This is a genomic window from Kribbella rubisoli (assembly GCF_004217145.1).
GTDB classification, from domain to species: Bacteria; Actinomycetota; Actinomycetes; order Propionibacteriales; family Kribbellaceae; genus Kribbella; species Kribbella rubisoli.
In genome coordinates this window covers 252,458-278,057 of the sequence record NZ_SHKR01000017.1, presented here as the reverse complement: position 1 = coordinate 278,057, position 25,600 = coordinate 252,458, and the positions used below count along the sequence as shown (strand labels likewise).

Genomic DNA, 25,600 nt, shown 5'->3' with positions numbered 1-25,600 from the left:
GCCCAAAGAAACGGTGCTGTCGCGACCGATCCATCCTCGCTTGTGGCTGTTGTCCCGGCTCTACTGGGTCTCAGATAGTCGCCCGTGCAACAAAAAACCCCTTCGGCCGGGTTGGCTGAAGGGGCGCGCTCGACTCGGTGGTCGCGTCAGTCGGCGCGCCGCACAAGTACGAGGAGAATCGATCGCATGTAGGCATTATTCGCCCGCAGACCACGACGGGGTCAAGTTGGGCGCCTCCGTGTCTCATATTTTGATACATCTGTCCCTAAATGCAGACAGCTCCCTCGGACGCCGACCGCACCAAGCGGGTGTACTTGCCCAGCACGCCCTTGGTGATCGCCGGCGCGTTCGGGGTCCAGCCTTCCTTGCGGCGTTCGAGTTCCTCGGCGTCGATGTGCAGGTCGAGGGTGCGGTTCGCGACGTCGAGCGTGATCCGGTCGCCGTCGCGGACGAACGCGATCGGGCCGCCGTCGACGGCCTCGGGCGCAACATGCCCGACGCAGAGTCCCGTCGTACCGCCGGAGAAACGGCCGTCGGTGAGCAGCAGCACGTCCTTGCCGAGACCCGCGCCCTTGATCGCGCCGGTGACCGCGAGCATCTCGCGCATCCCCGGGCCGCCCTTCGGGCCTTCGTACCGGATCACGACGACGTCGCCGGCATTGAGATCCGGTACGGCGTCCATCGCGGCGCGCTCGCCGTCGAAGACCCGCGCCGTACCTTCGAAGACGTCGGAGTCGAAGCCCGCGCTCTTCACGACCGCACCTTCGGGGGCGAGCGAGCCGTGCAGGATCGTAATGCCGCCGGTGTGGTGGATCGGCTTGTCGAGCGCGCGGATGATGGTGCCGTCGATGTCCGGCGGGGCGATGTCGGCCAGGTTCTCCGCCATCGTCTTCCCGGTCACGGTCAGGCAGTCGCCGTGCAGCAGGCCGGCATCGAGCAGTGCCCGCATCACGACCGGGATCCCACCCACCCGGTCCACGTCCGTCATCACATACCGCCCGAACGGCTTGAGGTCACCCAGGTGCGGCACCCGCTCCCCCACGCGGTTGAAGTCGGCGAGGGTCAACTCGACCTCAGCCTCCCGGGCGATGGCCAGCAGATGCAGAACCGCGTTGGTCGAGCCTCCGAGGGCCATCACCACGGCGATCGCGTTCTCGAAGGCTTCCTTGGTGAGGATCTGGCGGGCGGTGATGCCCTTCTGCAGCAGCCCGACGACGGCCTCGCCGGACTTGCGCGCGTAGCCGTCACGGCGACGGTCGACCGCCGGCGGTGCAGCGGAGCCGGGGAGCGACATACCGAGGGCTTCGGCGGACGCGGCCATCGTGTTGGCGGTGTACATCCCGCCGCAGGCGCCTTCGCCCGGGCAGATCGCGCGTTCTACGGCGTCGACCTCGTCGCGGGTGATCAGGCCGCGCACGCACCCGCCGACCGCCTCGAACGCGTCGATGATCGTCACGTCCTTGTCCCCGAGCTTGCCGGGCATGATCGAACCGGCGTACAGGAAGACCGACGCGAGGTCGAGCCGGGCCGCGGCCATCAGCATGCCGGGCAGCGACTTGTCGCAGCCGGCCAGCAGCACCGAGCCGTCGAGCCGCTCGGCCTCCATCACGGTCTCGACCGAGTCCGCGATGATCTCCCGGCTGACCAGCGAGTAGTGCATGCCGACGTGGCCCATCGAGATGCCGTCGGAGACGCTGATCGTGCCGAATTCGAGCGGATACCCGCCGGCCGCGTGCACGCCGTCCTTGACGGCCTTGGCGAGCCGGTCCAGGGACAGGTTGCACGGGGTGATCTCGTTCCAGCTGGAGGCGACCCCGATCTGCGGCTTGACCCAGTCGTCGTCACCCATCCCGACCGCGCGGAGCATCCCCCGGCTGGCAGTGGCCTCCAGCCCGTCGGTCACTGTCCGGCTGCGGGGCTTCACATCGACCATGCGGGCCACTCTATGCCTTCGTAACTTGCCGCTTTGTGTTGTGGTGTGCAGCTCGACAGGACATATACGTCCACTGGTCGCCGTCGGGCGGGACGCCCCGCCTGCAGTCGTGTGTAGTAGATAAATACGTCCTGTCGAGCTGGCGCCTGGTTTAGCATTCGGCGGTGACTGACGATCCGTACGGTGACGAGCAGCTGGTCGGGTTGTACGACGTGGACAACCCCGCCGGTGAGGACCACGCCTACTACCGCGCGCTGGCTTCCGATACCCGCAAGGTTCTGGACTTCGGCTGTGGCACCGGCCTGTTGACCCGCTCGCTGGTCGCGCCGGGACGGGTCGTCGTCGGGATCGACCCGAGCCCGACCATGCTCGGGTACGCGCGCCGCCAACCGGGTGCCGATGCAGTCACCTGGATCGACGGAGACTTCCGCGCCGTCGAGCCCACGGGCGACGCCGACCTCGTCATCAGCGCCGGCAACTCGATCATGCACATCGGCAACCAGGCCGAGGTCTTCACGGCACTCACGAATGCGCTCCGACCGGGCGGCGTGATCAGCTTCGAGTCACGCAATCCCGCAGTACGCGCATGGGAGCAGTGGACCCGCGACACGACGTACGGCGAACGCGACACCCCCGTCGGCCATCTTGTCGAATGGATCGACCTGATCGACGTCACCGACGGCCGCGTGATCTTCGACGCCCACAACGTCTTCCCCGACGGCCACGACGCCGTCTACCGCACCACCCTCCACTTCCGCTCCCCCGACGACATCACCGCCGACCTCCACGCAGCAGGCTTCACCGACGTCACCGTCCACGGCGGCTGGCACCAGGAGCCACTGACGAACGAGTCCCGCCTGCTCGTCTTCCAGGCCACCAAACGCTGACCGACTTACTCTGAGCCGGTGGACCTACTCGAGGCTTACATCGACGGCTGGCGGCGGCACGACAACGCGGCCGTGCTCGACACCTTGACCGACGACTGCGTCGTGATCGAGTGCTACGGGCCGATCTACCGTGGCAAGGCTCGCGTCGAGCAATGGATGGACGCCTGGTTCGGCGCCGGCGGCACCGTCGACGCCTGGGAGATCACCTCGCGGGCCGTGGCGGGCGAGACGCTCGTTGTCGAGTGGCATTTCGAGTGCACGTGGAAGGGCGAGCCCGGCGCGTTCGACGGCGCGACGGTCGCACGACTCGACCAGGGGCGCATCGCGTATCTCCGCGAGTACGCCACCACAGCCCCGCTCTACGACTGGACCGGTGCGTGGCGCGACTAAGCTGAGGGGACCGCGACTGGCGAGGGTGGGGTACCACCGGGGAGCGAAGAGCAAGGCGTCGTCCGCCTGGGCGCCTCCGACTGACCTCGGAGGTCTTCGTGCGTTATGGGATGAATCCACATCAGGCGGCCGGGATGGCGCCGGTTGATCGTGCGCCGTTCGCGGTGGTTTCGGGTGCGCCGTCGTACATCAATGTGCTGGATGCGCTGACCGGGTGGCAGCTTGTGCGGGAGGCTGCGCGGATGTTCGGCGTGCCGGCGGCTGCGTCGTACAAGCATGTGTCGCCGGCCGGGGCGGCTCTTGGCGCGAGCGTGGTCGAGGCTTATGCGCGGGCGCGCGACGCCGATCCGAAGTCGTCGTACGGCGACTTCGTGGCGGTCTCGCATCCGGTCGACTTGGAGCTTGCCGACAAGTTGAAGCGGGTTGTTTCTGACGGGATCATCGCGCCCGGGTACGACGAGGGTGTGGTCGAGCTGCTGGCGGCGAAGAAGCGTGGGACCTATCTGGTGCTGGAAGCTGATCCCGGCTTCGAGCCGCCGGCCGAGGAAGTGCGCGAGATCTACGGCATGCGGTTGACGCAGGAGCGGGATGCGCTGCCGCTGACTCGCGACCTGCTCGACGATGCCGTGCCGGACGACGCGGCCCGGGACCTGCTGCTGGGGTTGATCGTTGCCCGGTACACCCAGTCCAACACCGTCGTGATGGTGAAGGACGGGATGGCGATCGGCATCGGCGCCGGGCAACAGTCCCGGGTGGACTGCACGCGGCTGGCCGGCGAGAAGGCGCAGCTGTGGTGGTCGCGCCGGTCGGATGAGCCGTTGACCGGTGTCGCGATGGTGTCCGACGGCGCGCTCCCGTTCATCGACAACGTCGAGGAGGCGCATCGCCACGGCGTCACCCACATCGCCGAACCGGGCGGATCGATCCGCTCACCCGAGGTCGCCGCGGCCTGCGCCGACCTGGGGATCACCTGGTCCTCAACGGGGGTACGCCTGTTCAGGCATTGATTCACGCGCCGAGCAGGTAGTCGCCTGAGGCAACAATTTTGCGGACCTCGGCAGCAGTCGCGGCGGGATCGAATGCCGACGTGTCGATCGCGTGCGGCTCGAGCTCGCCGAGGTCCGCGAACGCCCCGTGCAGGCCGGTGATCGCCGCGACGTCCTTCAGTTCACCGGCGGCGCGGGACCGCGCCCGCTCGAGGGTCGTCGCCAGGTCGGGCCGCAGTACGACGTACGACATCGACCAATCGCGGGCGGCCGCACGGAACGGCGCGAGGAACCACGGACCGATGATCCCGTCCACCACCACGTCGTAGCCGCCGCGCGCATAGACCGAAACCGTCGCCACGATCACGTCGACGACAACCTCGTTCTGCCGTTGCGCGCCGGGCAGGTACGGCGCGATGAAGCCGGTGCGGATCGCCCGGTAGAACTCGTCGGTCGTGACATGGACGGTCGGCCGCGGCGCGTCGGTCGCGACGAGACGGGCCACGGTGGTCTTGCCGGAGCCCGGCGGGCCGGTCAGCAGAAGGACGTTGCTCATGACGCCCGACGCTAACCAAACCCGCCGGCAAACTGCAGTCTTTTCTTTTCCGCCCTGATCAGCCGGGGACGTCGATCTTCTCCTTCGCCGGCTCCGGCGGTGCGGGCGGCGGACCGCCCTCGAGCTGGATATCGGGGACGATCCGGTCGAGCCAGCGCGGCAGCCACCAGGCCCGATCGCCGAGCAGCGTCATCACCGACGGCACCAGGATCATCCGGACCACGCTGGCGTCGATCAGCACCGCGACCGCCATCCCGACCGCGAGCATCTTCACCGTCGGGTCGTCGTCCAGCACGAAGCTCAGGAAGACCACGATCATGATCGCGGCCGCGGTGGTGATGACGCGGGCCGTCGCGCCGATCCCGATCGCCACCGCGCGATGGCTGTCCTTCGTCGCGATCCACGCCTCGTGCACCCGGGACAGCAGGAACACCTCGTAGTCCATCGACAGCCCGAACACGATCGCGAACATCAGCATCGGCACGAACGACGGGATCGGCACGTTCTCGTCGATCCCGACCAGCGACGATCCCCAGCCCCATTGGAAGACCGCGACGATCACGCCGTACGCCGCCCCGACCGACAGCAGGTTCAGCACGGCCGCCTTCACCCCGATCAGCAGCGAGCGGAACGCCACCGTGAGCAGCAGGAACGCGAGCACCACGACGGCCCCGATCAGCCACGGCATCCGGCTGCCGACCTTCTCGGTGAAGTCGACGTACCCGGCCGTGGTGCCGACGACGTACGTCGGTTCCTGCTGGCCGGACAGCACATCGTCGCGGATCCGGTTGACCAGGTCCTCGGTCTCGGCCGACGACGGCGAGGTGGTCGGGATGACGTTGATGATGGCCGTCGTCCCGGCGCTGTTCGTGTTCGGCGGCTGGACCGCGGCGACCCCGGGTGTCTTCTGCAACGTGGAGCTGAGCCCGCTCAGCAAGGTCTGTTTGTCACCCGATGACGGCAGCTGTACGACGACCGTCAGCGGGCCGTTGGCGCCGGGGCCGAACCCTTGCGCGATCAGGTCGTACGCCTTCCGGCTGGAGTCGCCGGCCGGATCGGTTCCGGCGTCGAGCTGGCCGAGGTTCATCGACAGCAGCGGGATCGCGAGCACGAGCAGCACCAGCGTCGCGGCGATGCCGTACGGCCACGGCCGATCGCTCACCTTGCGGCCCCAGCGAGCGAAGGCACTCTGCTCGTGCTTGGTGTCGCGGCGTTCGCGTTCCTCCGCGCGGTGCGCGGCGATCGCGGTCTCGTCCGCGAGGCCGGCCTCGAGCTCGCGTTCGTCGGCGAGGTGATGGCGGTCCTTGCGGTTCAGCACCGTGAACTTCGCCAGGCCGAGCAGCGCCGGGATGAGCGTCAGAGCGGCCAGCACGGTCACCGCGACGACGATCGCCGACGACAGGCCGAGCGCGCCGACGAACGGTACGCCGGACACGTACAGGCCGAGGATCGCGATCACAACGGTGCCGCCGGCAACCAAAATCGCAGCGCCCGAGGTGGACTCCGCGCGGCCCGCCGACTCGACGACGCCCATGCCGTCGTCCAGTTGCTCGCGATGCCGCGACACCAGGAAGAGGCCGTAGTCGATCGCGACACCGAGCCCGAGCAGTGTCGCCACAGTCGGCGCCGAGACCGGGAAGTCCTTGACCGCGGCGAGCAACCCGAGGACCGCCAGCCCGCCGCCGACGCTGAAGACCGCCGCCACCAGCGGCAGTCCGGACGCGACCACCGACCGGAACATCAGGAACAGGAGCAACAGCGCGAGGGCGAGACCGATCGCCTCCGACGGGCCGTCGTCCGCCTGTTTCCCGATCTGGCCGGTGCCCCCGCCGTACTCGACCTGCAACCCGGCCGCCCGGGCCGGCTGGACGGCCGCGTCCAGCTTGTCGACGTACGACTTGTCGAGCGACGCCGGCACCACCGAAAACGAGACCGGCGCATTGACGATGCTGCCGTCCTTCGAGATGTACGGCGATGGTGAGCTCGAGGAGCTCTGCGCCAGCGGATCGACGGCGGTGACGACGTCGGGCAGCTTGCCGACGGCCTCCATCGACGACTTGACCGCGTCGGCGTGCTCGGACACCGCGCCGGTCTTGGCGTGGAACACGATCGAGCCCGAGTACCCGCCGGCGCTGGCGAAGTCCTTGTTCAGGATGTTCAAACCAGCGGACGATTCACTGCCCGGAACCGTGTAGTTGTTGACGTACGTGCCGCCGAACGCGGACCGCAGTACGAACAGGCCGACGACCACCACCAGCCAGCCGGCGATCACGAACCAGTGAAAGCGTGCCGCTCCCCGCCCGAGCCGGTCCAAAAACGCGTGCATAAGGTGCCCCTCCCCCGGGCACCCCCCAGGCGACGGCCCAGCCGTCGGCCCCCTCGGGCGAATCTAAATCGGCACCGGGCAGGCCCACAACCCTTCGGCACCCACAGTCACCAGAGCGCCATCGGCCGGTGACAGCGGGTTGTCACCCTCCGGCGACGCTCGGCAGCACCAGGAGCTCGTCACCGTCGGCGAGCGGAGTGTCGAGGCCGTCGAGGTCGCGGATGTTGTCGTCGCGCAGATAGATGTTCACGTGCCGGCGCAGACCGCCCTGCTCGTCGGTGAGCCGTCGGCGCAATGGCGCGTCCAGCGCTGCGAACGCCTCGGCGACCGTCGTACCTTCGACCTCGACCCGCTCGGCGCCGCCGGCGAACGGGCGGAGCACGGTGGGCAGGCGTACTGCGATCATCCGACCACCGCGGCGCGCACCGTGAGTACGTCGGGCAGGTGGCTGGCGACCTCGACCCAGCTGTCGCCGGCGTCGGCGCTCGCGTAGACGCAGCCGTCGCGCGTGCCGACGTACACGCCGGCCGGATCCGCGGTGTCGGTCGTCATCGCGTCCCGCAGTACCGGCACATACGACACGTCTGGCAGCCCGGCGGACAACGGCTCCCAGGTGGAGCCGGCGTCGCGAGACCGGTAGACGCGGCACTTCGCCCCGGTCGGGATCCTGTTGCCGTCCGCAACCAGTGGGAATACGTATACAGTCTCTGGTTCGTGTGGGTGCACCACGATCGGGAAGCCGAAGTCCGACGGGAGCCCGTCCGCGATCGACTTCCAGATGGCGCCGCCGTCGTCCGACCGGTACACGCCGTGGTGGTTCTGCGCGAACATCCGCTCGGGTACGTCGGGGTGCCCGGCGAGCTTGTGCACACACTGGCCGAACTCGGGGTACGGGTCGGGGAAGAACTTCGCCTGGATGCCCTGGTTGGCCGGCGACCACGACGTACCGCCGTCGGTCGTCTGGTAGACACCACCGGTTGACATCGCGACGCTGACTCGATCGGGGTCCGTGGGGTGCGGGAGCACCGTGTGCACGGCCTGCCCGCCGAACCCGGCGTCCCACTCGGTCCGGTGCGGGTGGTCCCACAACCCGCGGACCAGCTCGAACGTCACTCCGCCGTCGGTCGACTTCCACAGCGCGGACGGCTGCGAACCGGCGTACACAACACCAGGCTGGCCGGACGGGCCGGGCTGGATCTGCCAGACCCGCTCGAGCGAGGCTTCAGCGTCGGCCGGGAAGCCGATCGAGCCCTCCGGCGGCTCGGCCCAGGTCGCGCCCAGGTCGTCGGAGTGGAAGACCGCCGGACCCCAGTGCTCGCTGGTGCCGCCGACGAACAGCCGCGGACGGTCGCCACGGGTGTCGATGCCCACGGCGTACACACCCTGCATCTCGAACTCCGGGACCGGCCCGTCCAGTCGCCACTGCCTGCGGGCAGCGTCGCTCCGGCCGATCCAGAGACCCTTCTTGGTTCCGATCAGCAGTACGGCCTCGGACATCGTCGTCCTCCTACTTGATGGTTACCGTGGCGGACCTGCCACCACGTTGATGAGCGGTACCCCGGACGCGTAGCGCTCAAGCTGCGCACGCACCAGCCGGGCCACGCGCGGCGCGAACGCCGTCGAGGCACCGCCGCGATGCGGATTGATCAGTACGTTCGGAGCAGACCACAGCGGATGTCCGGCGGGCAACGGCTCGGGGTCGGTGACGTCCAGGGCGGCGCTGATACGGCGCGTACGGAGCTCGGTCAGCAGCGCGTCCGTGTCCACCACGACACCGCGCGCGACGTTCACCAGCAGCGCGCCGTCCTTCATGCTCGCCAGGAACTTGGCATCCACCATCCGCGTCGTCTCCGGGGTGGCCGGCGTCAGCAGTACGACGACGTCCGCGCGCGGCAGCAGCTCCGGCAGCTCGGAGATCGGGTGTACGCCGCCCCGCTCCCGTCGCGCGACCCGGATCACCTCGCACTCGAATCCGCTCAGCCGCCGTTCGAGCGCCTCGCCGATCGCGCCGTACCCGAGGATCATCACGGTCCGGTCCGCGAGCGAGTCGTCGACCTCGTCGTAGGAGTCCGGCCAGACCGCCCGCTCCTGGTCGCGGACGGCCCGCGGCAGCCGCCGGTACGTCGCCAGGATCAGCCCGACCGCGAGCTCGGCCGTCGACGCGTCGTGGACGCCGCGCGCGTTGCACAACGTCACGCCCTCGGCGAGGCGCGACTGGACGTGCTCGAACCCGGCCGTCTGCAGCTGCACGACCTTCAGCGCGGGCATCTCGCGGACGATGTCGAGCACGTCGCCGCCGCCCATGTAGCTCGGCACGTAGAACTCCACCTGGTCCAGCGACGCCGGCCGCTCACCGCCGGCGTAGAAGTCCACGTCGTACCCCTCCGGCATGCCGCCGAGGAAATCGTCGGGGTTCTCCCAGGGCAGCCAAGCCCTCACGTCAGCCATGTGACGAACCTACTATCCGATGACTTTTCCGGTGCCGGAGCGGGTGCATCGTCGTACTCTGGATCGGTGCCTTCGACATCGGATCTGGCGGCGACGCTCGCCCACGATCAGGCCGTCGGGCGACTGCGGGAGTCGTACGAGCGCATCCCGCAGGGCGACCCGGTCCGGCTCGCGAAGCGCTCCTCGAATCTCTTCCGGCCGCGAACCGAGCTCGACCGGCCGGGTCTGGACGTGTCGAAGCTGACCGGTGTGATCGGCGTCGACCCGGTCGCGCGGACGGCCGACGTCCAGGGCATGTGCACCTACGAGGACCTGGTCGCGGCGACCCTGCCGTACGGGCTCACGCCGATGGTCGTGCCGCAGCTCAAGACGATCACGCTCGGCGGCGCGGTGACCGGACTCGGCATCGAGTCGTCGTCGTTCCGGGCCGGGTTGCCGCACGAGTCGGTGCTCGAGCTCGACATCCTCACCGGCGCCGGCGACCTCGTCACCGCTCGCCCGGACGGCGAGCACACGGACCTGTTCCGGATGTTCCCGAATTCGTACGGCACGCTCGGGTACGCGACCCGGTTGCGGATCGAGCTCGACAAGATCTCGCCGTACGTCGCGCTGCGGCACGTGCGGCTCGGCCTCGACGAGCTGGCTCCGGCGATCGACGAGGTCGTTGCCTCAGGCGCGTATGACGGCGACCCGGTGCACTTCGTCGACGGGGTGGTATTCAGCCCGGCCGAGGCGTACCTGACGCTCGGCCGCAACAGCGACGCCGCGACCAGGACGAGCGACTACACCGGCCAGCAGATCTACTACCGCTCGATCCAGCAGCGGCAGCAGGACTTCCTCACCGCGCACGACTACCTGTGGCGCTGGGACACCGACTGGTTCTGGTGTTCCGCGGCCTTCGGCGCGCAGCAGCCCGTCGTACGGCGGTTGTGGCCGAAACGCTGGCGGCGGAGCGACGTGTTCCACAAGATCGTCGGCTTCGAGAACCGGCACCAGGTGGCGGCGCGGATTGCCCGGCGCCGCGGCCAGCCGGATCGTGAGCGTGTCGTCCAGGATGTGGAGATCCCGGTCGAGCGGCTCGCGGACTTCCTGCGCTGGTTCGACGCTGAGGTGGGCATGCGGCCGGTCTGGTTGTGCCCGCTGCGGCTGCGGGGATCCGCGGACTGGCCTTTGTATCCACTCAAGCCGGGCGAGACCTACGTGAACGTCGGCTTCTGGGGCACCGTGGCCATCGCCCCCGGGGACGCCGACGGAGACGTCAACCGGCGGATCGAGGCCGCGGTCACCGAGTTCGGCGGCCACAAGTCGCTGTACTCCGACGCCTACTACGACCGGGAGACGTTCGACCGGCTGTACAACGTGCCGGCCCTGACCGAGGTGAAGAAACGCTACGACCCGAACGCCCGGCTCACCGGGCTCTACGAGAAGGCGGTGACGCGCCGATGACGACGCTAGCGACCCAGGTATCGATCGCCGAAGCCCTCACGACCGTGATGCCGGGCGGGCTCCCGTTCCGCTTCACGGCGTACGACGGCAGCGCGGCCGGACCGGAGGACACGCCGATCCACATGCACCTGGCCACCGAGCGCGGGCTGTCGTACATCCTGACGGCGCCCGGCGACCTCGGCATGGTCCGCGCGTACGTGATGGGCGATCTGGAGATCACCGGCGTCCACCCGGGCAACCCGTACGAGCTGATGCGGCTGATCCTCGACAGCTTCCACTTCCAGCGGCCGTCGGCCGCGGAGGCGCTGCGGATCGTCCGCAGTCTCGGCTGGAGCCACCTGAAGCCGCCGCCTCCCCCGCCGCAGGAGCATCTGCCGAAGTGGCGGCGTACGTTCGAGGGGCTGCGGCACTCGAAGGCGCGCGACAAGTCGGCGATCCATCACCACTACGACGTGTCGAACACGTTCTACGAGTGGGTGCTCGGGCCGTCGATGACCTACACCTGCGCCGTTTATCCGACTCCGGACGCAACGCTGGAAGAGGCGCAGTACGAGAAGTACGACCTGGTCGCGCGGAAGCTCGACCTCAAGCCGGGCATGCGGCTGCTCGACGTCGGCTGCGGCTGGGGCGGGATGGTCCGGCACGCGGCGCGCGAGTACGGCGTACAGGCTCTCGGCGTGACGTTGTCGGCGGCACAGGCGGAGTGGGCTGCCCAGGCGATCAAGCGCGAGGGGCTCGAGGACCGGGCCGAGGTGCGGTACCTGGACTACCGCGACGTACCCGAGCGGGACTTCGACGTGATCAGCTCGATCGGGCTGACCGAGCACATCGGCGTCCGCAACTACCCGTCGTACTTCGGGTTCCTGCTCGACCGGCTGAAGCCGGGCGGCCGGCTGCTCAACCACTGCATCACCCGGCCGGACAACCGCTTCCGCCACACCGGCGCCTTCATCGACCGCTACATCTTCCCCGACGGCGAACTGATCGGCTCCGGCCGCATCATCGCCGAGGCCCAGGACGCCGGCTTCGAGGTCCGCCACGAGGAGAACCTCCGCGAGCACTACGCCCTCACCCTGGCCGCCTGGAACGACAACCTCGTCGCCCACTGGGACGAGGCCGTCGCCGAAGTGGGGCCCGCCACCGCCAAGATCTGGGGCCTCTACCTCGCCGCCAGCCGAGCCGGCTTCGAACACAACACCATCCAGCTCCACCAGGTCCTCGCAGTGAAGCCCGACGACCGCGGCAACTCCCACTTCCCCCTCCGCCCCACCTGGGGAAGCTGAACCTTTCGTTGACCTGCGGTGTAGTAAGTAGGCAGGTCTAGCGGAGGAGACGGCGTGAGTAGTACCAGGGTCAGGCGGCGGGGGCAGGCCGCGGTAGTGGTTGCGGCGTTGGCGTTGGCCAGCGGGTGTTCGGAGGCGACGCCGAGTAGTTCGGGGTCTGCGTCAGCGCCGTCCACTGCGAGCACGGTGGGCGAGCCGGCGGCGGTGAAGCTGACGGTGGCGTCGACGGTGGCAACGGGTATCGAGGTGCCCTGGGGACTGGCGTTCCTGCCGGACAAGAGTGCGCTGGTGGCGGAGCGGGACTCGGGGAAGGTCAAGCGGATCGCCGGTGGGCAGGTGTCGGAGGTCGGCACGGTCGACGACGTGAAGTCCTCGTCCGAGGGCGGGCTGCTGGGGCTGGCGGTGGATCCGGGCTATCCGGGCAAGCCGTACGTCTACGCGTACTACTCAGGCGGCGACGACAACCGGATCGCGCGGATCACGTACCAGGACGGGAAGCTGTCCGACCAGCAGGTGATCCTGGAGGGGATTCCGAAGGCGGCGATCCACAACGGCGGGCGGCTGCGGTTCGGGCCGGACGGGTTCCTGTACGCCGGGACCGGCGACGGCTCGGACCGGCCGAACTCGCAGGACGACAACTCGCTCGGCGGGAAGATCCTGCGGATCACCACCGACGGGAAGGCCGCGCCGGGGAACCCGGACGGGCGGGTGTGGATCACCAAGGGGCACCGGAACGTGCAGGGGCTCGCGTTCGACGGGAACCAGCTGTATGCCGCGGAGTTCGGGCAGAACACCTGGGACGAGCTGAACGTGATCACGCCCGGCTCGAACTACGGCTGGCCCGCCGCCGAGGGGATCAGCCAGCTGGACGGGATGACCGATCCGATCGCGCAATGGCACACCGCCGACGCGTCGCCGTCGGGGATCGCGTTCGCGCAGGGGCACATCTTCATGGCGTCGCTGCGCGGTGAGCGGTTGTGGGCGATACCAGTTGCCGACGGCAAGCGAATCGGCGAGCCGCAGGCGTTCTTCACCAACTCCTACGGGCGTTTGCGCACGGTCGAGGTGGCGCCGGACGGGTCGTTGTGGGTGACGACGTCGAACACCGACGGCCGCGGCCAGCCGCACGACGGCGACGACCGCATTCTTCGGGTGACTATCAGCACGTCTTGAGCCGTCAACCGTTTCAAGTCTTGGGTCGTCTGGTACTTGTGAAGTAAGCAGACGACCTGAGGAGGAGATCGGTATGCGGACCGGCCAGGGGCCTGGCGTTCCCAGCAGTGTGATCGCTGCGGTGAGCACCTACGAGGATGCTCAGCAGACAGTGGACTACCTGCGAAGTTACGGGATGGACGCGGGACGCCTGGAGGTGGTCGGCGCCGGACTCCGCCAAGCGACCAGACACAGGATCGTCCCCGTCGCGCGACTCACCGGCGTGGGCGCGCTGCAGGGCGCGGCACTCGGCGTACTCGCTGCCGTCTTCATCACGCTCGTCGCGGAGACGACGCTGAACGGTCTCGCTGTGGTGGTCTGGGGCTTCGTGTACGGCGTCATCGTCGGAACGCTCTGGGGTCTGTTCCGCGGCCTCATCCGCAACCGCCCCGACGCGGTCATCACGCAGGTCCTCCCCACCACCTACGAGGTTCGCTGCCCCACCGACGAACTAGCAGTAGCCCAAACCCTCCTCGCCGACGCCACCGACGTAGAAGACGGCCGCGTAGAACGCGAGGTCATCGCAGACGCACCCCAACACAAAACCGCGGCATGAGAGTGCCGGCCCCACCTGGGGCCGGCACCTTCAGCAGCTTCAGATACCCAGCTTGTCGTTGAGGAGTTGGCGGACTTTGGCTGCGTCTGCCTGGCCTCGCATGTCTTTCATGACGGCGCCGATGAGGGCTCCGGCGGCGGCTGGTTTGCCGGAGTTGACCTTTTCTACGACGTCGGGGTTGGCGGCGATCGCACGATCGATGGCCTCGAGCAGCGGACCGTCGTCGGAGACCAGCGCGAGGCCGCGCTTCTCGATCACCTCGGCCGGCGTGCCCTCGCCGGCGAGCAGGCCTTCGAAGACCTGGCGGGCCAGCTTGTCGTTCAGCGTGCCGTCGTCGACGAGCTTCTGCACCTCGGCGACCTCCGTCGGACCCACAGACAGCGCGTCGAGCTCGAGACCCTGCTCGTTGGCGAAGCGTGCCAGCTCACCGAGCCACCACTTCTTCGCTGCAGCGGCAGGTACGCCGAGCTCGACCGTCGCGACGATCGGCTCGAGTGCGTTGCCATTGATGACGTCGCGCATCTCGAGGTCGGTGAACCCCCAGCTCTCCTGCAGGCGCGCCCGCCGCACGGACGGAGCCTCGGGCAGCGTCGCGCGCAGCTCCTCGACCCACTCGCGGGACGGCGCGACCGGCACCAGGTCGGGCTCCGGGAAATACCGGTAGTCGTCCGCGTCGGACTTCTCCCGCCCGGAGGTGGTGACGCCGGTGTCCTCGTGCCAGTGCCGGGTCTCCTGCAGCACCTTGCCGCCGGACGACAGCACCGCCGCCTGCCGGGTGATCTCGTAGGTGATCGCGCGCTCGACCGAGCGGAACGAGTTCACGTTCTTGGTCTCGGTCCGGGTCCCGAGCGTCGAGGAACCCTTCGGCTTGAGCGAGACGTTCGCGTCGCAACGCAGCGAGCCCTGATCCATGCGGACGTCCGAGACGTCGAGCGACAGCAGCAGGTCGCGCAGCATGCTCACATACGCCCGGGCAACCGCCGCAGCCTTCGCCGGCGGCACCTCGATCGTCTTGGTGACGATCTCGATCAGCGGGATACCGGCCCGGTTGTAGTCGACGAGCGAGTGCGAGGCGCCGTGGATCCGGCCGGTCGCGCCGCCGATGTGGGTGGACTTGCCGGTGTCCTCCTCCATGTGCGCGCGCTCGATCTCGATCCGGTACGTCTCGCCGTCGACGACGACCTCGGTCCAGCCGTTGAACGCGATCGGCTCGTCGTACTGCGAGGTCTGGAAGTTCTTCGGCATGTCCGGGTAGAAGTAGTTCTTCCGGGCGAACCGGCACCACTCGGCGATCTCGCAGTTCAGCGCGAGGCCGATCTTGATCGCCGACTCGACGCCGCGCGCGTTCACCACCGGCAGCGCGCCTGGCAGACCGAGGCAGACCGGGCAGGTCTGCGTGTTCGGCGGCGCGCCGAACTCGGTCGGGCAGCCGCAGAACATCTTCGACTTCGTGTTCAGCTCGACGTGGACCTCGAGGCCCATCACCGGGTCGTACTGCGCGAGCGCGTCGTCGATCTCGAGAACATCTGCAGCAACAGTCATCGGGTCACCTCCAGCTCCGGAGCCTTGGTCATCAGTACGCCGCCCCACTGCTCGGCCAGCGCGGATTCCAGCGCGGCGCCGACCTGGTAGCACAGGTCGTCGCGCATCACCGGCGCCATCACGTGGAAGCCGACCGGCAGGCCGTCCTCGTCGGCGAGGCCGCACGGGAACGACGCGGCCGCGTTACCGGCCAGGTTGGACGGGATCGTGCACAGGTCGTTCTTGTACATGGCGATCGGGTCGTCGATCCGGTCCCCGATCGCGAACGCGGTCGTCGGCGTCGCCGGCGAGACCAGTACGTCGACCTGCTCGTAGGCCTTCGCGAAGTCGCGGGCGATCAGCGTCCGCACCTTCTGCGCCTGGCCGTAGTACGCGTCGTAGTACCCGCTCGAGAGCGCGTGCGTGCCGAGGATGATGCGGCGCTTCACCTCGGCGCCGAAGCCCGCCTCGCGGGTCAGGCTCGTCACCTTCTCCGCGCTGTTCTCGCCGTTGTCGCCGACACGCAGGCCGTACCGCATCGCGTCGAACTTGGCCAGGTTGGACGAGGCCTCGCTCGGCAGGATCAGGTAGTACGCCGGCAGCGCGTACTCGAAGTGCGGGCAGGACACCTCGACCACCTCGGCGCCGAGCTTGGTAAGCAGCTCGACCGCCTCGTGGAAGCGCGCCTCGACACCCGGCTGGTATCCCTCGCCGCCGAGCTCCTTGACCACACCGATCCGAAGACCGGCGACATCACCGTTGCGCGCGGCCTCGACCACTGCCGGGACAGGCTGGTTGATCGACGTCGAGTCCATCGGGTCGTAGCCGGCGATCGCCTCGTGCAGCAGCGCCGCGTCGAGCGTCGTCCGTGCACACGGACCGGGCGTGTCCAGCGAGGACGCCAGCGCGATCAGCCCGTACCGCGAGGTGCCGCCGTACGTCGGCTTGACGCCGACCGTTCCGGTGAACGCACCCGGCTGGCGGATCGAGCCGCCGGTGTCGGTGCCGATCGCGAGCGGCGCCTCGTACGCCGAGATGGCCGCGGACGAACCGCCGCCGGAACCGCCCGGGATCCGGCCCAGGTCCCACGGGTTGTGGGTCGTGCCGTACGCCGAGTTCTCCGTGGAGGAGCCCATTGCGAACTCGTCCATGTTGGTCTTGCCGAGAATCACGATCCCGGCCGCCTTCAACCGCTTGACGACGGTCGAGTCGTACGGCGGCTTCCAGCCTTCGAGGATCTTCGAACCGGCAGTGGTCGGCACACCCTCCTGGGTGAGCACGTCCTTCAGCGCCAGCGGCACGCCTGCCAGCGGGGCGAGCTGCTCGCCCGCCGCGCGCTTGGTGTCGACGGCCTTGGCCTGCGCCAGCGCGCCTTCGGTGTCGACGTGCAGGAATGCGTGCACGTCACCGTCGACGGCGGCGATCCGGTCCAGGTGGGCCTGGGTGATCTCCACCGAGCTGGCCTGCTTGGACGTCATCAACTCCGCGAGCTCGGCCGCGGTCTTCCTGGTGAGGTCGCTCATATCAGTCCTCCTCCAGGATCCGCGGCACCCGGAAGCGCTGCTCCTCCTGGGCGGGCGCGCCGGACAGCGCCTGCTCGGGCGTGAGGCACGGAACGTTCTCGTCCGCGCGCATCACGTTGGTCAGGGGCAGGGCGTGCGAGGTCGGCGGGATGTCGTCCGCCGCCACCTGGCTGACCTGCCCGACCAGTCCGATGATCTGGTCGAGCTGCGGCGCAAGGTGGTCGAGCTCGTCGTCACTGAGCTCGATCCGCGCCAGTCGCGCCAGGTGCGCAACCTCTTCGCGGGTAATCGATGGCATGAACTATCCAATGGTTCGCAGGACTTCCGGGCGAAATCCTCCCGGCCACGCCATCCTAGTGGCCGGTGATGACAGGTTCATTTCGCCGTCCCCCGGCCTGTGGACAACACCTCGATGAGATGGGCGCGCGTGTTTGTGCCTACCGCTCTGTAACATGGGCGGCGACAGGGCGTTACGCGCTTGGTGATCGGCTGGGAGATGATCGTTCGGTGTTCTTGCTGCGCTTGATCATCCCCGACCGGCCCGGTTCGCTGGGCACCGTGTCGACCGCCCTCGGCGAGGTCAACGCCGACATCCACGCGATCGAGATCGTCGAGCACCGCCGGGAGAACGGCACGGCCGTCGACGACATCGTGGTCGACCTGCCGCCCGGCGTGCTGCCCGACCGGCTCGTGTCGGCGTGCAACGGCGTGCCCGACGTCGAGGTCATCTGGTTCTCGCGGTACGGCGCCGGCGGCGGCCTGCACATGGACCTCGAAGCGGTCGAGCAGATGACGTCTGCTCCCGCCGACGCGATCGACATTCTGGTCGAGCAATCTCCCGCCGTGCTGCACGCCGACTGGGCCGCGCTGCTCGACGGCACCGGCAGCGAGGTCAAGGTCGCGCTGGAGACGAGCGCGACGCCGCAGTTCGGCGACGTGGCCGGCCAGTGGCTCCCGATGGAGAAGGCGACCACGCTGGAAGCCCCTGATCACAAGGGCCTCTCGGAGTCCGTGCTGGTCGCGGCTCCGCTGGAGTCCGACCGCCGCGTTCTCGTCATCGGCCGTCGCGGCGGGCCCGAGTTCCTGGGCTCCGAAGTGGCTCGACTGTCATACCTGGCCTCACTGGCCGTCACCATCCGCGCCAGCGCCTAGTCCACAGACATACCGAAGCCCCCGCCAACAAGGCGGGGGCTTCGCTCTGTGTGGGGGTCAGGTGAACTGGAAGTAGGCGAACGCCCAGAGCCCCGCGATGATCAGCAGAACCACCACGCCGACCAGCGCGACAATCAGGATCGCCTGGCTGTTGCTGCCGTTCCGGTCCGGGAGGTCGAACTGCGTGGGGCCCCACGCCCCGCCGCCGTCGACGCGCCGGCCAGCCTCGGGCGGTGGGGCGACCACCGTCCGCGACTCCCGCTTCTCCCGGGGGAACTTCATCCAGCCTCCGAACAACGACTACAGACGACTACCGGCGACTACTCAGACGTAGAACGACTCGTACGTGATCTCGACCTGCTGCGAGGAATAGCTGTCCGAGCTGTTCCCGCGGATCTCGACCCGCCAACCGGCCACATAGGAAGCGTACGACTTCCCGTCACTGTGCGCCTGGATGTACGACTTCAGCGCTGCGGTATCGCCGCCCTTGAGCACCCCGAACGCATCGTTGAGCGCCGTCGGCAGCGCCTTCTTCACATCCGCGGTGTCGCCGGAGGCACTGACCTGGATGTCCTTGATGCCCTCGCCGTCGCTCGCGTAGAAGTACACCCGCTGCTGGCCGTACTTGCCGATCTCCTTGGTGCAGGAGCTCGTGCACACGTACGCCTTCGTCTTCAGCGCCGCGAGCATCTGCGGCTTTGTGGTGTCGAACGTCTTGTCCGGGATGTCGAGCGACTCCTCGCCGGATTTGGCGCCGGTCAGCTCGTAGGTGTCGCCGTCGTTGCGCAGCTGGAACTCGCCCCAGCTGCTGTCGATCTTCTCCGACTTCTGACCCTGCTTGACCGCGTCCTGGACCTTCTTCACCTGGTCGCCGCCGAACGTGTCGTTGCCGACCGCCTGCAGCACCTGGTCGAACACGACCGCGGCGTTGTTGTTGTTGTCCTCGTTCACCGACTCGAACTCGATCGCGATGATCGTGCCGTCGGGCTTGAACTGGAACAGCGCCTCGGCCTGCGAGCGGTCCTCGTACTTGAAGCAGCCGCGGTGCGCGCCCTGCGCGGTGTTGAACAGGTCGCTGCAGCCGAAACCGTTGCTCTGCAGCTTCTCGGTCGCGTTCTTGGCCTGGCCGGTCGCGTTGCCGAGCTCACCGTTGTCGCCGCCCGTGGACTGGCCGCCGGTCGGCTGCGTGGTGGTGGTCGGGTTCGACTCCGGGGTGTCGTCGCCGCCGAACTGGTGGATGCCGAGGAAGACGAGCAGCGCGATCACGATGATGCCGACCACGCCGCCGCCGATCACGAACGGCAGCTTGTCCTTGCTGATGCCGAGCGGGCCTTTATCGCGCCCACCGGGACCGCCCTGACCACCGGGCTGCCACGGCGACTGCCCCTGTTGCTGCTGCCACCCGCCCTGCTGCTGAGGCCGCTGGCCCCACGACTGCTGCTGGTACGGACCGCCCTGCTGCGGCTGCTGTCCCCAACCCTGCTGCGGCTGGCCCTGCTGACCGCCCTGTCCAGGCTGACCCGGCTGCGGACCCCAGCCACCCTGCTGCGGCGGCTGACCGTGCGGCGGTTGGCCCTGAGGAGGCTGGCCCTGAGGAGGCTGACCGTGAGGGGGCTGGCCCTGCGGTGGGTATCCCTGGTGAGGGGGCTGGCCCTGCTGCGGCGGTCGCTGGCCCCATCCACCGCCCTGGGGCGGGGGCTGCTGTCCCCAGCCGCCCTGCTGCGGCGGGCCACCCTGGCCGCCCTGCCCGTCCTGTTGTCCCCCGTGCTGCCCGCCTGGCTGGCCCCCCGGCTGCCCAGGACCCCATGGTCCCTGCGGCGGCGTCGTCATATCTGCTCCTTCTGACCCACGAATCGACGTGCAAAGTTAACAGTCCGACGGCTCAGCACGGCCGCCGGATCCACCTCGCACGAAGAGCCGTAGCAGGACAGGTGTGAATCGTTATCCCGCGTCTGGTGACCCGGTCGTCGCGACCCCGCTCGCCGCCTCGGCGCCGTCGGCCAGCAGGACCTCGAAGCCGGCCGCGTCGAGGATCGGTACTCCGAGCTGGACCGCCTTGTCGTACTTCGATCCCGGCGAGTCACCGACCACCACGAACGACGTCTTCTTCGACACCGAGCTCGCGACCTTCCCGCCGCGTCCCACGATCGCCTCGGTCGCCTCGTCCCGGCTGAACCCCTCGACGGTCCCGGTCACCACGACCGACAGGCCGGTCAGGATCTGCGGAAGGCTCGGCCCGGTGCGCTCCTCGCGCATGACGACGCCGGCCGCGAGCCAGTTGTCCACGATCTCCTGGTGCCACGGCACCTGGAACCACTCGATCATCGCCTGTGCGATCGTCGGCCCGACGCCCTCGATCTCGGCCAGCTGCTCCTCGCTCGCCGTACGGATGTCGTCGATGTTGTCGAACGCCTCGGTCAGCGCAGCGGCCGCGGTCGGGCCGACATGCCGGATCGACAGCGCGACCAGGGCGCGCGACAACGGTTTGGTCTTGGCCTCTTCGAGATTCGCCAGCAGCTTCCGCGCGTTCGCGGACAAAGCGCCGGCCTTCGTGGTGAAGAAGGCGCTCTCGGCGAGCTTCTCCTCGGTCAGCCCGAACAGGTCGGACTCGTTGACGATCAGGCCGCCGGTGATCAACGCGTCGGCCGCCTTGAACCCGAGCCCCTCGATGTCGAACGCGGACCGCCCGGCCAGGTAGAACAGCCGCTCACGCAACTGCCCCTGGCAGTACTGCGAGTTCGGGCAGCGGATGTCGACGTCGGACTCCTTGGCCGGGGCCAGCACCGTGTCGCACCACGGACAGCGTGTCGGCATCTCCCACGCCGGCAGGCCCTCCGGACGCAGGTCCACCACCGGTCCGAGCACCTCGGGGATCACGTCGCCCGCTTTCCGCAGCACGACGGTGTCGCCGGGGCGGACGTCCTTACGGGCGACCTCCTTGGCGTTGTGGAGGGTCGCGTACTCGACGGTGGATCCGGCGACGCGGACCGGCTCCATGTGCGCGAACGGGGTGACGCGACCGGTGCGGCCGACGTTCACCTCGATCTCGATCAGCTTGGTGTTGACCTCTTCCGGCGGGTACTTGAACGCGATCGCCCAGCGCGGCGCGCTCGACGTGGACCCGAGCGCACGCTGCAGATCGACCTCGTCGACCTTCACCACGACACCGTCGATCTCGTGGTCGACCGAGTGGCGGTTCTCGCCGTAGTACGCGATGAACTCGTTGACTTCCTTGAGCGTGCCGACCCGGCGGGCGCGGTCGCTGACCGGCAGGCCCCAGGCGTGCAGCTGCTCGTACGCCTCCGAGAGGCGGCCGATGTGGTGCCCCTCGACCTTGCCGAGTCCGTGGACGACGAAGCGCAGCGGGCGGCCGGCGGAGACCCGGGGGTCCTTCTGGCGCAGTGATCCGGCGGCGCTGTTGCGCGGGTTGGAGAAGACGTCCTTGCCGGCCTCGACGAGCTGCGCGTTCAGCTCCTCGAAGTCCTCGACGCGGAAGTAGACCTCGCCGCGGACCTCGAGGAAGGACGGGAGGTCCTTGCCCTTCAGCTGGTTCGGGATGCTCTTGATCGTGCGGACGTTGGGCGTGACGTCCTCGCCGGTGCGGCCGTCGCCGCGGGTGGCGCCGGTGACGAGCTTGCCGTTCTCGTACACCAGGTCGAGGGCGAGGCCGTCGACCTTGAGCTCGCAGATGAACCCGCTGTCGTGGATCTGCTGGAGGGTGACCTCGCGCTCGAGCCTTTTCGCCCAGGCCTCCATCTGCTCGGCGGAGAACGCATTCGCGAGGCTCTCCATCCGCATCGGGTGCTCGACCGGGGAGAACAGAGTGGAGATCGGGATGCCGACCTTCTGGGTGGGCGAGTCCGGGGTCCGTAGCTCCGGGTACTTCTCCTCGAGGTCCTGCAGCTCGTGCATCAGCGTGTCGAAGTCGGCGTCCGAGATGATCGGATTGGCCAGGTAGTACCGCGCCCGGTGGTCGTCGATCTCCGTGCTCAACTCCGCATGCCGCACCCGCGCCTCAGGCGTCGCAGCGCCCTTCTCCTCCGTACCCATGAGCTGAACTTACAGGGGACGACGGACGTTTTGGCGCAGGTGTTTGATCAGGCTTCGGCGGCTTCGCCGACGATCTCAACGATGCGGCGGAGCAGTTCCAGTCGCGCTCTGGCGTCGGCCGGTGACGGAGCGGCGGCGAGCCCACACGCCGGAGTGATCGTGATCTGGTGAAGGAGGGCCGGGTCCAGACCGAGTTCGCGCCAGCGGCGTACCAGCGGAGCCGCCGCCTGGTCTGCGGCTGGGATGGGGCCGGTGGTGGGGACCAGTCCGGCGTACAAGGTGGTGCCGGCTTCGGCTGCGATTGCGATCTGGTCCCAGGCAGCGTTGCCCAGGAGCGAGACGTCTACAGCGACCCCAGTGGCGCCGGACTTTGTGAAGACCTCGATCGGTGGGCGCGCTGCGCAGCAGTGCACGATGGTGGGCGCAGCTGTGGTGAACATGCTCAGAAGCTCCACAGCGCCCGGACCGTCGACAGAGCGGTGCTTGCTCCAGCCAGACGCCGTCGGCACGGCCCCAGCGAGTACGGCGGGCAGTCCGGGCTCGTCCACCTGCAGCACGAGCTCAGCGCCTGGCACCCGCTTCCGCACGTCGGCCAGGTGCTGCTCTACTCCGTCAGCCAGCGCCTGCGCCAGATCCCGCCGCGCACCATGGTCGGCCAGCACCTTGTCACCGCGCGGACGCTCCAGCGCCGCAGCCAGCGTCCACGGCCCGGTGACCTGTACCTTCAGCGGCCCCTCGTACCCGTACGCGTACTCCTCCAGCACGTCCAGGTCTTCCTGCAGCAACGCCCGCGCCCGCCGCTGGTCCAGACTCGCCCGTGCGTCCCCACCACCGGTCAGCCGCCACCCAGCAGGCTGCAGGTCAGCAGCCAGCTCGCTCAGTACGGCGACGGTCCGGCTCAGCATGTCGCCGTACGGCCGTGCTGGAAGCTCCGGAAGGAACGGGATGTCTACCAGCTCGAGTACTACGCGCATCCACTCGCGGATGTCATCACCTGGGACCGAACCGAGCCCGGTGGTGGTCATACGGCGGCGGTGACGCGCTGGACGGTGTCGATGGTCGCGGAGCCGATCACCCGGGTGCCGTCGTACAGCACGACCGCCTGACCGGGTGCGACAGCAGACGTCGGCTCGGTGAACTCGACCTGCACCTGGTCACCGTCCAGCCAGGCAGTCACGGACACCTCGTCGCCGTGGGCGCGGAGCTGAGCCTTCGCGGTCATCTGGTCGGTCGGGGCCGGGCCGCACCAGCGCGGCTTCGACGCGGTCAGGCGCTCCACCGCAAGCTCTTCGCGCGATCCGACCGTCACAGTGCGGTCAACGGGCGAGATGTCCAGCACGAACCGCGGCTTGCCATCAGCAGCCGGCGTACCGATCTTCAGTCCCTTGCGCTGGCCGATGGTGAAGCCGTGCGTGCCCTGGTGCGAGCCGAGCTTGTTGCCCTGCGCATCGACGATGTCCCCGGGCGCCTCACCCAGCTGCGCGCTGAGGAAGCCGGGCGTGTTGCCATCGGCAATGAAGCAGATGTCGTGGCTGTCCGGCTTGGCAGCCACTGACAGCCCGCGCCTGTCAGCCTCCGCCCGCACCTCGGTCTTCACCGTGTCACCGAGCGGGAAGAACGCATGTGCGAGCTGCTGCTGGGTGAGTACGCCGAGCACGTACGACTGGTCCTTGGCCGGATCCACCGCCCGGTGCAGCTCACGCCCGGACGCTGTGTCGACGATGCGCGCGTAGTGACCGGTAGCGACCGCGTCGAAGCCCAGTGCGAGCGCCCGCTCCAGTACGGCGCTGAACTTGACCTTCTCGTTGCAGCGCAGACACGGGTTCGGCGTCCGGCCCGCGGCGTACTCGTTGACGAAGTCCTCGACCACGTCGGCGTGGAACCGCTCGGCCAGGTCCCACACGTAGAACGGGATGCCGATCACATCCGCGGCCCGGCGGGCGTCACGGGAGTCCTCGATCGTGCAGCAGCCGCGGGCGCCGCTGCGGTACGACTGCGGGTTCCGGCTGAGAGCCAGGTGTACTCCGGTCACGTCGTGGCCGGCCTCGGCCATCCGCGCCGCCGCGACCGCGGAGTCCACTCCGCCGGACATGGCTGCGAGTACCCGCATCAGGTGTTCCTTCCCACGTTCTGCAGGCCGGCGGACTTCGCCCGCTCCACGACCGGCCCGATGTTGTCCAGTACGGCGTCGATGTCGGCGCGCGTACTCGTGTGCCCGAGGGTGAACCGCAGCGAGCCGCGGGCCCGCTGGTCGTCGTACCCCATCGCCAGCAGGACGTGGCTCGGCTCGGCGACCCCGGCGTTGCACGCGGACCCGGTCGACACCTCGATCCCGCGTGCGTCGAGCAGCAGCAACAGCGAGTCACCCTCGCAGTCGCTGAAGGACAAGTGTGCGTTACCGGGCAAGCGGCCCGCCGGGTCCCCCGACAGCTGCGCGCCCTCGACGGTGCTGGTGATGCCCTCGATCAGCGCGTCCCGCAGCTCGGTGAGCCGGCGCGCCTCGTCGGCCTGGTGCTTGATCGCGTGCTCCATCGCCACCGCGAACCCAGCGGTCGCGGGTACGTCGAGGGTGCCGGACCGTACGTCGCGCTCCTGTCCCCCGCCGTGGAGGATCGGCGTCAGCTTGGTCTCCTTGTGGACGACGAGCGCACCGATCCCGTACGGACCGCCGAGCTTGTGCGCCGACACCGTCATCGCGTCCACGCCCAGCTGGCTGAAGTCCACCGGCACCTGCCCGATCGCCTGGACGGCGTCGGTGTGCACGGGTACGCCGTACTGCTGGGCGAGCTCTGCGATCTCCTGGACCGGCTGGAGCGTGCCGACCTCGTTGTTCGCCATCATCAACGTGATGAACGACACGGACTCCGGATCGCTCTCGACAGCCCGCCGTACGTCGTCCGGACTGACCCGGCCGAGCTCGTCGACCGGGAGCCACTCGATCTCGGCCTGCTCGTGCCGGCCGAGCCAAATCGCCGGATCGAGGACGGCGTGGTGCTCGATGCCGCTCAGCAGGATCCGGCGGCGACGCGGGTCCTCGGCCAGGCGGGACCACCACAGGCCCTTGAGCGCGAGGTTGTCCGCCTCGGTGCCGCCGGAGGTGAACACCACCTCGCTGGGCTGCGCACCGAGCGCGGCAGCGATCGACTCGCGCGACTCCTCCACCGTCCGCCGGGCACAGCGGCCGGAGCCGTGCAGGGACGACGCATTGCCGGTGCGGGCGAGGTGATGAGTCATTGCCTCGATCGCGGCCGGGAGCATCGGAGTCGTCGCCGCGTGGTCCAGGTACACCGTGCGACGGTCGGAGGTAGCCATAACTGGTTCAAGAGTATGT

At 68.7% G+C, this 25,600-nt stretch carries 23 protein-coding genes and 1 riboswitch; of the genes, 8 read left to right on the top strand and 15 right to left on the bottom strand.

Annotated elements, in window-relative coordinates; genetic code table 11:
• Nucleotides 1-265 precede the first annotated feature (265 nt).
• Nucleotides 266-1,933, bottom strand: coding sequence for a dihydroxy-acid dehydratase (gene ilvD / locus EV645_RS36825; protein WP_130449002.1), 1,668 nt, complete (start codon nt 1,931-1,933; stop codon nt 266-268).
• A gap of 164 nt (nt 1,934-2,097) precedes the next feature.
• Between ilvD and EV645_RS36820 the strand changes: the two genes are divergently transcribed.
• The 3 genes from EV645_RS36820 to EV645_RS36810 all read left to right on the top strand — a co-directional run bounded on the left by EV645_RS36820 (nt 2,098) and on the right by EV645_RS36810 (nt 4,217).
• Nucleotides 2,098-2,820, top strand: coding sequence for a class I SAM-dependent methyltransferase (locus tag EV645_RS36820; protein ID WP_130449000.1), 723 nt, complete (start codon nt 2,098-2,100; stop codon nt 2,818-2,820).
• Between the two features lie 18 nt (nt 2,821-2,838).
• Nucleotides 2,839-3,210, top strand: a complete 372-nt coding sequence (locus tag EV645_RS36815; protein ID WP_130448998.1) for a nuclear transport factor 2 family protein — start codon at nt 2,839-2,841, stop codon at nt 3,208-3,210.
• 9 nt (nt 3,211-3,219) lie between these two features.
• Nucleotides 3,220-3,289: riboswitch (ZMP/ZTP riboswitch) on the top strand.
• Nucleotide 3,290: 1 nt separating this feature from the next.
• A complete protein-coding gene (locus EV645_RS36810) occupies nt 3,291-4,217 on the top strand; it encodes a 5-aminoimidazole-4-carboxamide ribonucleotide transformylase (RefSeq protein ID WP_277877156.1) in 927 nt (308 codons plus the stop codon).
• A 1-nt stretch (nt 4,218) separates the two neighbouring features.
• Here the strand turns inward: EV645_RS36810 and EV645_RS36805 are convergent, their stop codons facing one another.
• The 5 genes from EV645_RS36805 to EV645_RS36785 form a co-directional block, all read right to left on the bottom strand.
• Nucleotides 4,219-4,752 (bottom strand): AAA family ATPase, encoded by a 534-nt coding sequence (locus EV645_RS36805; protein ID WP_130448994.1) that lies wholly within the window; start codon nt 4,750-4,752, stop codon nt 4,219-4,221.
• Nucleotides 4,753-4,810: 58 nt separating this feature from the next.
• Entirely contained in the window at nt 4,811-7,078 is a 2,268-nt protein-coding gene (locus EV645_RS36800; RefSeq protein WP_130448992.1) for an MMPL family transporter, read from the bottom strand.
• A gap of 142 nt (nt 7,079-7,220) precedes the next feature.
• Entirely contained in the window at nt 7,221-7,484 is a 264-nt protein-coding gene (locus tag EV645_RS36795) for a MoaD/ThiS family protein (protein WP_130448990.1), read from the bottom strand.
• Entirely contained in the window at nt 7,481-8,575 is a 1,095-nt protein-coding gene (locus EV645_RS36790) for a WD40/YVTN/BNR-like repeat-containing protein (protein ID WP_130448988.1), read from the bottom strand. Before EV645_RS36790 ends, EV645_RS36795 begins: the two co-directional genes overlap by 4 nt.
• A 21-nt stretch (nt 8,576-8,596) precedes the next feature.
• Complete coding sequence (locus tag EV645_RS36785) at nt 8,597-9,526, bottom strand: 2-hydroxyacid dehydrogenase (protein WP_130448986.1); 930 nt, start codon at nt 9,524-9,526, stop codon at nt 8,597-8,599.
• A 66-nt stretch (nt 9,527-9,592) separates the two neighbouring features.
• On the opposite strand from EV645_RS36785, the gene EV645_RS36780 reads away from it, so the two are divergent.
• From EV645_RS36780 to EV645_RS36765, 4 genes are all read left to right on the top strand, one after another.
• Nucleotides 9,593-10,972 (top strand): FAD-binding oxidoreductase, encoded by a 1,380-nt coding sequence (locus EV645_RS36780; RefSeq protein ID WP_242000887.1) that lies wholly within the window; start codon nt 9,593-9,595, stop codon nt 10,970-10,972.
• Nucleotides 10,969-12,255, top strand: a complete 1,287-nt coding sequence (locus tag EV645_RS36775; RefSeq protein ID WP_130448985.1) for an SAM-dependent methyltransferase — start codon at nt 10,969-10,971, stop codon at nt 12,253-12,255. Before EV645_RS36780 ends, EV645_RS36775 begins: the two co-directional genes overlap by 4 nt.
• A 54-nt stretch (nt 12,256-12,309) precedes the next feature.
• Nucleotides 12,310-13,428, top strand: a complete 1,119-nt coding sequence (locus EV645_RS36770; RefSeq protein ID WP_130448983.1) for a PQQ-dependent sugar dehydrogenase — start codon at nt 12,310-12,312, stop codon at nt 13,426-13,428.
• Between the two features lie 121 nt (nt 13,429-13,549).
• Nucleotides 13,550-14,023, top strand: a complete 474-nt coding sequence (locus tag EV645_RS36765; RefSeq protein WP_130448981.1) for a hypothetical protein — start codon at nt 13,550-13,552, stop codon at nt 14,021-14,023.
• Between the two features lie 39 nt (nt 14,024-14,062).
• Here the strand turns inward: EV645_RS36765 and gatB are convergent, their stop codons facing one another.
• The 3 genes from gatB to gatC are packed head-to-tail and all read right to left on the bottom strand — an operon-like array spanning nt 14,063 to nt 17,365.
• Entirely contained in the window at nt 14,063-15,565 is a 1,503-nt protein-coding gene (gene gatB / locus EV645_RS36760; protein WP_130448979.1) for an Asp-tRNA(Asn)/Glu-tRNA(Gln) amidotransferase subunit GatB, read from the bottom strand.
• Nucleotides 15,562-17,067, bottom strand: a complete 1,506-nt coding sequence (gatA, locus tag EV645_RS36755) for an Asp-tRNA(Asn)/Glu-tRNA(Gln) amidotransferase subunit GatA (RefSeq protein WP_130448977.1) — start codon at nt 17,065-17,067, stop codon at nt 15,562-15,564. The genes gatB and gatA overlap by 4 nt, the downstream gene beginning before the upstream one ends.
• A gap of 1 nt (nt 17,068) precedes the next feature.
• Nucleotides 17,069-17,365 (bottom strand): Asp-tRNA(Asn)/Glu-tRNA(Gln) amidotransferase subunit GatC, encoded by a 297-nt coding sequence (gene gatC / locus EV645_RS36750; RefSeq protein ID WP_130448975.1) that lies wholly within the window; start codon nt 17,363-17,365, stop codon nt 17,069-17,071.
• 209 nt (nt 17,366-17,574) lie between these two features.
• Between gatC and EV645_RS36745 the strand changes: the two genes are divergently transcribed.
• Nucleotides 17,575-18,219 (top strand): ACT domain-containing protein, encoded by a 645-nt coding sequence (locus EV645_RS36745; RefSeq protein ID WP_130448973.1) that lies wholly within the window; start codon nt 17,575-17,577, stop codon nt 18,217-18,219.
• A 57-nt stretch (nt 18,220-18,276) separates the two neighbouring features.
• Here EV645_RS36745 and EV645_RS36740 read toward each other — a convergent pair whose 3' ends face one another.
• From EV645_RS36740 to EV645_RS36715, 6 genes are all read right to left on the bottom strand, one after another.
• Nucleotides 18,277-18,501 (bottom strand): hypothetical protein, encoded by a 225-nt coding sequence (locus tag EV645_RS36740; RefSeq protein ID WP_130448971.1) that lies wholly within the window; start codon nt 18,499-18,501, stop codon nt 18,277-18,279.
• Between the two features lie 42 nt (nt 18,502-18,543).
• Nucleotides 18,544-20,049 carry a hypothetical protein gene (locus EV645_RS36735; RefSeq protein WP_130448969.1) on the bottom strand — a complete coding sequence of 502 codons (1,506 nt, stop codon included), beginning with the start codon at nt 20,047-20,049 and terminating at the stop codon, nt 18,544-18,546.
• A 111-nt stretch (nt 20,050-20,160) separates the two neighbouring features.
• Nucleotides 20,161-22,269 (bottom strand): NAD-dependent DNA ligase LigA, encoded by a 2,109-nt coding sequence (gene ligA / locus EV645_RS36730; RefSeq protein WP_130448967.1) that lies wholly within the window; start codon nt 22,267-22,269, stop codon nt 20,161-20,163.
• Between the two features lie 47 nt (nt 22,270-22,316).
• The gene (locus EV645_RS36725; protein ID WP_130448965.1) at nt 22,317-23,294 is read right to left on the bottom strand and encodes a uroporphyrinogen decarboxylase/cobalamine-independent methonine synthase family protein; all 978 of its coding nucleotides are present in this window, start codon (nt 23,292-23,294) and stop codon (nt 22,317-22,319) included.
• Nucleotides 23,291-24,379, bottom strand: a complete 1,089-nt coding sequence (gene mnmA, locus EV645_RS36720; protein WP_130448963.1) for a tRNA 2-thiouridine(34) synthase MnmA — start codon at nt 24,377-24,379, stop codon at nt 23,291-23,293. Before mnmA ends, EV645_RS36725 begins: the two co-directional genes overlap by 4 nt.
• Complete coding sequence (locus EV645_RS36715) at nt 24,379-25,581, bottom strand: cysteine desulfurase family protein (protein ID WP_130448961.1); 1,203 nt, start codon at nt 25,579-25,581, stop codon at nt 24,379-24,381. The genes mnmA and EV645_RS36715 overlap by 1 nt, the downstream gene beginning before the upstream one ends.
• Nucleotides 25,582-25,600: the final 19 nt, after the last annotated feature.